The sequence below is a fragment of the Streptomyces sp. P17 genome, assembly GCF_032436805.1.
Lineage (GTDB): Bacteria > Actinomycetota > Actinomycetes > Streptomycetales > Streptomycetaceae > Streptomyces.
In genome coordinates this window covers 1-7,843 of record NZ_JAVRBF010000125.1, presented here as the reverse complement: position 1 = coordinate 7,843, position 7,843 = coordinate 1, and the positions used below count along the sequence as shown (strand labels likewise).

Below are 7,843 nucleotides of genomic sequence, written 5' to 3'. Positions count from 1 at the left end.
ACGCGGGGGAAGCGGGCCTGGAGGGTCCAGATCGCCGGGTTCTCCGCCAGGTCGTCGTGCAGGTCGCACAGGTCGGCTGTTCAGGACACGCGGGGGAAGCGGGCCTGGAGGGTCCAGATCGCCGGGTTCTCCGCCAGGTCGTCGTGCAGGTCGCACAGGTCGGCGATCAGGTCGTGCAGGAAGTCACGGGCCTCGCGGCGAAGCTCCGCGTGGGAGAAGGTCAGCGGGACCTCCTCCGTCGGCATCCAGTCCGCCTCGACGTCCACCCAGCCGAAGCGGCGCTCGAAGAGCATCCGGTCGGTGGACTCGGTGAAGTCCAGTTCCGCCCGCTGCGGGCGGGAGGCCCGGGAGCCCGCCGGGTCCTGGTCGATCCGCTCCACGATGTCGCACAGCGCCCACGCGAAGTCCAGCACCGGCACCCATTCCCAGGCTGTGGACAGCTCCCGGTCCGCCTTGGTGTCCGCGAGATAGACATCGCCGCAGAACAGGTCGTGCCGCAGCGCGTGGACGTCCGCGCGGCGGTAGTCCGTCTGCGGGGGATCCGGGAAGCGGTTGGAGAGGGCGTAGCCGATGTCGAGCACGTAGGGGATGGTGTCACGGCGTCGTAGGATCACGGTCGGGCGGGCCGCACGGCCTTCCGCTGGCGCAGCGCCGAGCCGATGGCGAGCCATGTCGCCACGGTCGCGATCGGCGCGTACGAGATCCGGCGGTCCACCGCCGGGGACGTACCCGTGTACACGGCTGTCGATCCGCGCGAGGCCGGGGAGAGCGTCGAGGAGCTCCCCGATGTCATGGAGTGGGCGGAGTACCACTTCGGTCCGTACCCCTTCTCCTCCACCGGCATGATCATCACGGGCGCCGGGGACTCCGACTACGCCCTGGAGACCCAGAACCGGCCCGTCTTCCCCGGGTCCGGATCGGCCGGATCCGGATGCCGGGCCAGTGTGATCGCGACCCCGACCAGCCGCCCCTGACTGCGGGCGAGCAGCACCTCCGCGTCCGGGTGCGCCAAGTCCTCGGCCAGCGCTGCCGCCACCTGCTCCGGACGGATGTCGTCCGGGTCCGGGAAGTCGCCGCTGAGGGCGTGGAAGTCGCGGTGGGAGGCGTAGAGCGCGGTGAGTTCGATGAGCAGGGGACCCGGGATGTCGTGGTCGTGGGTCCGGGGGAGGAGTTCGAGAAGCATGCCCTGGACGCTACTGCGCTACGACGAAACCCCCGGCCGAAGCCGGGGGTTCAGGCAGCCGTGTGCGGATGTCAGACGTTCACGCCGAAGTCCTGGGCGATGCCGACCAGGCCGGAGGCGTAGCCCTGGCCCACCGCGCGGAACTTCCACTCCGCGCCGTTGCGGTACAGCTCGCCGAAGACCATGGCCGTCTCCGTGGCCGCGTCCTCGGAGAGGTCGTAGCGGGCGATCTCGGCGCCGCCGGCCTGGTTGAGGATGCGGATGTAGGCGTTGCGGACCTGGCCGAAGTTCTGCGAGCGGTTCTCGGCCTCGTAGATCGAGACCGGGAAGACGATCTTGTCGATGTCGGCGGGGAGGCCGGCCAGGTTGACGTTGATCGACTCGTCGTCGCCCTCGCCCTCGCCGGTGCGGTTGTCACCGGTGTGGACGATGGTCTGGTCCGGGGTCTGCTTGTTGTTGAAGAACACGAAGTGGGCGTCGGAGTAGACCTTGCCCTCCGGATTGACCGCGATGGCGGAGGCGTCGAGGTCGAAGTCCGTGCCGGTGGTGGTGCGGACGTCCCAGCCGAGGCCCACGGTGACGGCGGTCAGGCCCGGAGCCTCCTTGGTGAGCGAGACGTTGCCACCCTTGGACAGGCTTACAGCCATTGTTGGGAGTCCCTTCCCTCGTTGTGCGTACGAGCACGAAGCTACAGCTACCCCTATGAACGTCGAGAGGGGTACGCGAGGTTCCAGGTCCCTTTACTTTCTTTACTCGCCCTTCCTGGGCATCCCGGGCGGATATTCGCGTGACGTGGACCGGACAGACGCGGGACCATGGACGGCATGTCCGGTCCTCACCTCATCCGTGGCTCCGTCTCGCTTCCCGAGGCCGAGCTCATGTGGCGTTTCTCGCGCTCGTCGGGGCCCGGCGGACAGCACGTCAACACCAGCGACTCCCAGGTGGAGCTGCGCTTCGACCTCGCGCGCACGGAGGCGCTGCCGGAGGTGTGGAAGCAGCGGGCGCTGGAGCGGCTCGCCGGACGCCTGGCCGACGGCGTCATCACCGTCCGCTCCTCCGAGCACCGCTCCCAGCGGCGCAACCGCGAGACCGCCGCCGTCCGCCTCGCGGCGCTGCTGGCGGAGGCCACCGCGCCGCCGCCCAAGCCGCGCAAGCCGACCCGCATCCCCCGGGGCATCAACGAACGGCGCCTGCGGAACAAGAAGCAGCGTTCGGACACCAAGCGGGGGCGGTCGGGGCGCGACTGGGGATAGCCGCCGTCACACATTCCTCCTTCCGTCCGTCATCCCAGTGAGGTGACGACCGGGGCCCTTGCCGTGGCCAGGGGCGCCCCGGTTTCGCGGCCCTGGCCGCTCCCGCCCGGCCCGCGCTGGTCGACGGCCGGGCGGGTTTCGCGGCGCTGGTCGACGGGCGGGTGGACCGGGTGCCGGCCTTCACGGTCGTACGGGACCGGATCGCCGTCATCGACATCGTGAAGGACCCCGAGCGGCTGGCGGGGCTCGATGTGCGCCTGGCCCAGGAGCCTGGCCTGGGACGCCTGGGCCAGGAGACCTTCAGGACGCCCACCGTCTGGCCCCCGCTGGTCTCCCCGTTCGGCTCGAAGCCGAGGCCGAGACAGAACCCCTCGGGGCCGGTCGGGCCGGGATGCCAGGTGACGTACATCTCCTTCCCGCCCCGGCGGCGCAGCTCCTGCGCCACGGACTCGACCGCGAAGCGGCCGTAGCCCCGGCCCTGTTCCGCCGCCGCGATGTTCAGACGCCCCAGGCCGGAGCGGACGAGGGTGCCGTCGCCCTTCCAGTCGATGTCGAAGAACGCCATCAGGAAGCCGGCCGTCCGGCCGTCGTCGACGATCAGGCGGGGCCAGGCGACGTCGGGCCGGACACAGGCCTTGGCGAGTGAGTGCGCGACCGGTTCGACGGCGTGCTCCTGGTCCGGGCGGATCCGGATGGCGAGCGCGTCCTCGACATTCTCCGGCGTAAGGGATTCCCGGCGGGGTCCGGTCGTCGTCATGCGCGCACCCCAGGCCGTACCGTCACGCGCGGTCATATGAATTCCGGCTCAGCCCAATTGGCGATAGCGACCACGGAAATACGTCAGCGGCCCGCCCTCCGCGCTCGGCACGCTCGCCGTCAGGACGCGGCCGATCACGAGGGTGTGGTCACCCGCGATCACCCGCTGCTCGGTGCGGCACTCCAGGGTGGCCAGCGCGCCGCCCACCAGCGCGGCGCCGGTCGTCCCGCCGCGGACGTACGGGATGTCCTCGAAGAGGAGACGGTCGCTGATGCGGCCCTTCATGGCGAAGCGGCCGGCGATGTGCCGCTGGCTCTCGGACAGCACCGAGACCGCCCACAGCGGCTGCTCGTCGAGCAGGTCGTCCATCCGGGCCCCCGTGCGCAGGCTGACCAGGACCAGGGGCGGGTCCAGGGAGACCGACATGAACGCCGTCGCCGTCATCCCGACGTCCTCGCCCTTCGGCCCGTCGGCCGCGAGCGGGGGTTCGAAGGCGGTCACCAGGACCACGCCCGCGGCCAGCCGGGACATGGCGGCGCGGAACTCGTCGTTGCTCACCCCCTCAGCATGCCCGGCGACGGGCGGTGCGGTGATCGGGACGGGCGCGGCAGGGGGAGTGTTCGGCACGCCGGAAACGCTAATCTCCGGTGCGAGGGTGCGCATCGGGCCCGGGGCCGAGAGCGGACCTAGGACCTCCGACCGACGCACAAAGATTGCGTTCAGTAAACGCACAGGAAAAACGCAGAAACACCGCTCAATTGTTCATCTTTCGCTGTGACTTGAGTCACAAGGGGCATTATTTGTTGACCCTGTGTACCGAGTGGGCAGCGCGCTGTGATTCAGTGGCGGGGAACCTGTATCAAGAACGGCAAGGGCACCGTACAGAAAAGACGCCGAAGACAACCCTTGATTCGCTGCGAGGTCTCGGGGGGAGGGCGAGCATGGAGACCGAGTCGGAGCCGTACGTCCGTCTTGCGACCCTGCGACAACTGCACCAGGTCATGGCGGACATGAACACCGCGCGCAGCCTGGCGGACACACTGCAGGCCGTCGCGGACGGCGTCGTCACCGGCCTCGGCTACGAGCTGGCGTGCGTCAACCTGGTCCGGCCCGACGGCGACCTCGTCGTCGCCGCCCTCGCCGGCAACCCCGCCGCCGAGGCGCTGATCACCGGCCGCACCGGCTCCCGCGAGTCCTGGGACCGCCGACTGAGCATGGGCGAGCACTGGGGCGACCTGGTCTTCATCCCGCACACCGAGGGCTGGGTCCTCGACGACGACGACGTCCCGCAGTGGTACACCGACGGGCCCGCGCCCCGCTTCGAGGACGAGTGGCACCCCTCGGACCGGCTCTTCGCGCCCATGTACACGCCGGGCGTGCACGGCGGCAGCGGTGAGCTGATCGGCGTCCTGTCCGTGGACCGGCCGCGCAACGGCCGGCTGCCGGGCGCGTGGGGGCGCGAGGCCCTGCAGATGTACGCGTTCCAGGCCGCCATCGCGATCAGCAACGCGCGTCTACGTGCGAATATGCAGCGGGCACTGGTCAGGCTTGAGCGCGACCAGCAGGCGCTGCGGGCCAGTGAGGAAAGCTTCAGGCAGGCCTTCGAGTACGCCCCCTCCGGCATGGCCATCGCCGAGATGGGCGGCGATCAGCACGGCCGCATCCTGCGCACCAACGACGCCCTGTGCCGCCTCCTCGGCCGCCCCGCCTCCGCGATGCGCCGCTACTCCTTCTCCGACCTCGTCCACCCCGAGGACATCGGCACCCTGCTCAGGACGTCCGCCGAGGGGGGCCGGGCCGAACTCAGGCTCGGGCGCCGGGACGGTACGTACGTCTGGGTGTCCCTGCGCAACAGCGTGGTCGCCGACGCGGCCGACGGCCCTCGCTTCCTGCTGACCCACGTCGAGGACATAGAGGAGCGCAAGCGGCGCGAGCTCCAGCTCGCCCACCGTGCCTCCCACGACTCCCTGACCGGGCTGCCGAACTCCGCCGAACTGCGCGCCCGGCTCTCCTCGCGGCTGTGCCAGCGCCCCACCCACGCCGGCGCCCTGGAGTCCATGGACGCCGCATTCGGCCACCCCGCCTACGACGTCAACGGCCACGGCTTCGACTTCCGGCCCGGCGCCGACGTCCTCGACGGCTACGACCACCATGTGCACACCGTCGCCCCTGAGAGTGAACACGACGACGGGACCAAGGGGCTCGCGGTGCTCTTCTGCGACCTCGACGGCTTCAAGTCGATCAACGACCGGTTCGGGCACAACGCGGGTGACGCGGTCCTCATCGAGGTCGCCCGCCGGCTGTCCCGGCAGGTCCGGGACGGCGACACCGTGGCCCGGCTCGGCGGCGACGAGTTCGTGGTGCTGGCCGACGGGCTCGGCCGGGCCGACGCCCAGGACCTCGCCGTACGTCTGCGCAACGAGATCATCCAGCCGATCCGGGTCGACGGTCGCGCCATGCGCGTGGGCGCCAGCTTCGGCATCGGGTGGGCACACTGCGGCATGACGGCGGACGAGGTGTTGAAGTCCGCCGACGAGCGGATGTACGTAGAGAAACGATCTCGTCCCAAACAGCACAGACGTGCGGGATGAATCCCAGGTCAGCGAGCTGATGCGGTCCGAGTCACCCGTTTGGGCCAGCCAGAGCGGGTAGGCTCGCCCTTCGTCACACGTACCGCAACCGCCCCGCACCTGGTGAGGAGACCAAGGGATGACGTCCGGCAACAACGGCGCCACTACGCCCGAGGACGACGACCCGTTCGGCTACCTCTACGCCGACGGGCAGGCCAACGGCGCCCAGCCGCCGTCGGGTGGCTACGGCTACCCGAACGCGATGAACCGGGCCCGACCGGTCGGCCAGCGGCAGTACGGCCAGCAGGCCCCGGTGACGGCTCCCTACGGCCAGGTCCCCCCGCAGCAGGGCGGGTACGCCCAGCCGAACGCGCACTACGCGGCGCCGGAGACCTTCCCGGGTGGCGCACCGACCAGCCAGCAGCCGATGCCCGCGTACGGCGGCGGCAGCGGCCGGGGGCACGGGCCGAACACCAAGGGGCTGCTGATCGGCGCCATCGCGGTGGTCGCCGCGGTCGTCATCGGCATCGCGGTGGCGATGGCGGGCGGCGACGACGGCGGCGGCGGCAACGAGAACCAGGCCGGCTCCACGCCGACGCAGGGCGAGAGCAAGGACCCGAGTCCTTCGGCGAGCAACAGCGCGGAGGAGCAGGCCGAGATCCGGCCGATCGACGCGAAGGCGCTGCGGCTCGGCGGTACGGCCGCGGTGGCCTCGGACGTCCAGGGCGCGCAGTCCTCCGGCGGCTTCTACGTCGGGAACCTCAACCAGGTCGGCAACTCGGTGACCTGGAGTGTGGACGGCGTCCCCTCCGAGGGTGTCTACACGCTGTTCGCGCGCTACAGCGCGGCCGGTGAGAACCAGTCGATGACGCTGACGGTCAACGGCAAGACGTTCGGCAGCAAGCTGCGCCTGGACAACTTCGCCAAGGCCGCCGAGGGCGACTTCGCCAAGGGCTGGACCACGACGTACGCCTACCCGACCCTCAACAAGGGCACCAACACCATCTCCGTCTCCTGTGGACCAGGCGACAAGTGCAACGTCCTGCTGGACCAGCTGTGGCTGAAGGCCGGGCAGGTCAAGGGCTAACTCCGTAGGTGGGCCGCCAGTGTGCTGAGCAGGCCCACCACCCCGGCCGGGCCCTTCACCACCAGGTCCGCCTTCTCCTCCAGTTCCGGGACCTCCTCGGTGCCACTGCTGCACACCAGCAGGCCGGGGGTGCCGTTGGTGCGGAGCTTGTCGACGGCCGCGTAGGCGGGCAGGTCGCCCAGGTCGTCGCCGGCGTAGAGGACCGAGGCCGCGTCGATCTCGCGGACGTAGTCCAGCAGGGCGACGCCCTTGTCCATGCCGGGCGGGCGCAGTTCCAGGACCAGCCGGCCCGGTTCCACGATCAGACCGTGCCGGGCGGCGAGTTCGGCGAGGGGTTCACGCAGCGCCTCGAAGGCGGCCTGCGGATCGGTGGCCCGGCGGGTGTGTACGGCGACCGCGCGGCCCTTCTCCTCGATCCAGGTGCCGCGCCAGGCGCCGACGCCGTCGAGGACTCCTGGCAGTTCCGCGCGGACGGCGGCGACCCCGGGGTCGGGGGCGGGGGCGCTGACGGTTCCGGTGACGGCGTCCCAGCGCTCGGCGCCGTAGTGGCCGAGGACGACGAGGTGCTCCAGGCCCAGAACCCCGGCGAACCCGCCGTAGCGGACCGCGACACCGGCCGGGCGGCCGGTGACCACCGCGACGGCGGCCACCTTCGGCGCGAGCGCGGCGAGCGCGGTCACCGCGTCCGGATGCGCACGCGCCTGCTCGGGGTCCGGCACGATCGGCGCGAGGGTCCCGTCGAAGTCCAGCGCGATCACCGCCCGCTCGGGCCGGGCGAGGATCGCGTCGAGCCCGGCCTGCCCGGCGGGGGTGACAGGGGTCGGCAGAGGGGTCGAGTCCGTGTGGCTGCCCATACGGGGACCCTATCCAGCTCCGCCCGCTCCGGTCAGCAGGACGTCACCGCTCCGCTCACCTGCTCGGCCGGCGCGCTGTCACCGCGGGCATGGTGGCCGGCGGGTGTCACCGTTCCCGTTTCCGGGACTTCCGGACCCT

The 7,843-nt window shown here is 71.0% G+C and carries 9 protein-coding genes and 1 pseudogene; 3 read left to right on the top strand and 7 right to left on the bottom strand.

The window, feature by feature from the left end; genetic code table 11:
• Window positions 1-80: 80 nt before the first annotated feature.
• The 4 genes from RMT89_RS39305 to RMT89_RS39290 form a co-directional block, all read right to left on the bottom strand.
• Window positions 81-581: a hypothetical protein gene (locus RMT89_RS39305; RefSeq protein ID WP_315888553.1), complete on the bottom strand. Its 501-nt coding sequence runs from the start codon at window positions 579-581 to the stop codon at window positions 81-83.
• A gap of 29 nt (window positions 582-610) precedes the next feature.
• Window positions 611-853, bottom strand: a complete 243-nt coding sequence (locus RMT89_RS39300; RefSeq protein WP_315888552.1) for a hypothetical protein — start codon at window positions 851-853, stop codon at window positions 611-613.
• A gap of 18 nt (window positions 854-871) precedes the next feature.
• Window positions 872-1,183, bottom strand: a complete 312-nt coding sequence (locus RMT89_RS39295) for a hypothetical protein (protein WP_315888551.1) — start codon at window positions 1,181-1,183, stop codon at window positions 872-874.
• 71 nt (window positions 1,184-1,254) lie between these two features.
• Window positions 1,255-1,830, bottom strand: coding sequence for a TerD family protein (locus tag RMT89_RS39290; RefSeq protein ID WP_315888550.1), 576 nt, complete (start codon window positions 1,828-1,830; stop codon window positions 1,255-1,257).
• A 168-nt stretch (window positions 1,831-1,998) separates the two neighbouring features.
• Here RMT89_RS39290 and arfB point away from each other — a divergent pair, with 168 nt between their 5' ends.
• Window positions 1,999-2,436 carry an alternative ribosome rescue aminoacyl-tRNA hydrolase ArfB gene (gene arfB, locus RMT89_RS39285; RefSeq protein WP_315888549.1) on the top strand — a complete coding sequence of 146 codons (438 nt, stop codon included), beginning with the start codon at window positions 1,999-2,001 and terminating at the stop codon, window positions 2,434-2,436.
• A gap of 292 nt (window positions 2,437-2,728) precedes the next feature.
• On the opposite strand, the pseudogene RMT89_RS39280 reads toward arfB, so the two are convergent.
• Window positions 2,729-3,193, bottom strand: a pseudogene (locus RMT89_RS39280) (GNAT family N-acetyltransferase); the annotation flags it as partial.
• A 48-nt stretch (window positions 3,194-3,241) separates the two neighbouring features.
• Window positions 3,242-3,820 (bottom strand): flavin reductase family protein, encoded by a 579-nt coding sequence (locus RMT89_RS39275; RefSeq protein WP_315888548.1) that lies wholly within the window; start codon window positions 3,818-3,820, stop codon window positions 3,242-3,244.
• Window positions 3,821-4,134: 314 nt separating this feature from the next.
• Here RMT89_RS39275 and cdgB point away from each other — a divergent pair, with 314 nt between their 5' ends.
• A complete protein-coding gene (cdgB, locus tag RMT89_RS39270) occupies window positions 4,135-5,784 on the top strand; it encodes a diguanylate cyclase CdgB (RefSeq protein WP_315888547.1) in 1,650 nt (549 codons plus the stop codon).
• 118 nt (window positions 5,785-5,902) lie between these two features.
• Window positions 5,903-6,850, top strand: a complete 948-nt coding sequence (locus RMT89_RS39265) for a carbohydrate-binding protein (protein WP_315888546.1) — start codon at window positions 5,903-5,905, stop codon at window positions 6,848-6,850.
• Here RMT89_RS39265 and otsB read toward each other — a convergent pair.
• Window positions 6,847-7,704, bottom strand: coding sequence for a trehalose-phosphatase (gene otsB, locus RMT89_RS39260; RefSeq protein WP_315888545.1), 858 nt, complete (start codon window positions 7,702-7,704; stop codon window positions 6,847-6,849). The two genes, RMT89_RS39265 and otsB, sit on opposite strands and share 4 nt — an antisense overlap.
• Window positions 7,705-7,843: the final 139 nt, after the last annotated feature.

Coding starts and splice junctions, on each gene's coding strand:
- RMT89_RS39295 (WP_315888551.1), bottom strand. CDS start 1,183: ATGCTTCTCGAACTCCTCCCCCGGACCCACGACCACGACATCCCGGGT.
- RMT89_RS39290 (WP_315888550.1), bottom strand. CDS start 1,830: ATGGCTGTAAGCCTGTCCAAGGGTGGCAACGTCTCGCTCACCAAGGAG.
- arfB (WP_315888549.1), top strand. CDS start 1,999: ATGGACGGCATGTCCGGTCCTCACCTCATCCGTGGCTCCGTCTCGCTT.
- cdgB (WP_315888547.1), top strand. CDS start 4,135: ATGGAGACCGAGTCGGAGCCGTACGTCCGTCTTGCGACCCTGCGACAA.
- RMT89_RS39265 (WP_315888546.1), top strand. CDS start 5,903: ATGACGTCCGGCAACAACGGCGCCACTACGCCCGAGGACGACGACCCG.
- otsB (WP_315888545.1), bottom strand. CDS start 7,704: ATGGGCAGCCACACGGACTCGACCCCTCTGCCGACCCCTGTCACCCCC.